General features: G+C 62.6%; 1 protein-coding gene. It reads left to right on the plus strand.

What is annotated here, in order from left to right:
* The coding region (locus I6F21_RS38315) for a phospholipase D-like domain-containing protein (RefSeq protein WP_225184461.1) at nucleotides 1-315 on the plus strand (315 nt) is incomplete at its 5' end.
* Nucleotides 316-401 lie beyond the last annotated feature (86 nt).

Here is a 401-nt window from a genome sequence, read left to right on the forward strand (position 1 = left end):
TTGTATGCGTATCAGGCGATCCGCGCGGGCGTGAAGATCTACCGCTACCTGCCCGGCTTCCTGCATCAGAAGGTCGTGCTGATCGACGACGAGGCCGCTGCCGTGGGCAGCGCCAACCTCGATAACCGTTCGTTCCGCCTGAACTTCGAGCTGATGATCATGACCGCCGACTCGCGCTTCGCCAACGATGTCGCGCAGATGCTCGAAGCCGATTTTTCCGAAGCCGCCCGCGTGGGCCGTGACGAATACGAACGCGCACACCCGCTGGGCCGCGTGATCATGCACGTGGCGAAGCTGTTCGCGCCAATCCTGTAGCCACGGTCGCGCTCCGAATTTGCCCGCAAGAAGCGGAGCGCATCCAGAGATCGCCATCCCTACCCTGATGCGGACCTCTTCAGGAG

This window comes from Bradyrhizobium sp. NBAIM03 (assembly GCF_020194055.1).
Lineage (GTDB): Bacteria > Pseudomonadota > Alphaproteobacteria > Rhizobiales > Xanthobacteraceae > Bradyrhizobium > Bradyrhizobium yuanmingense.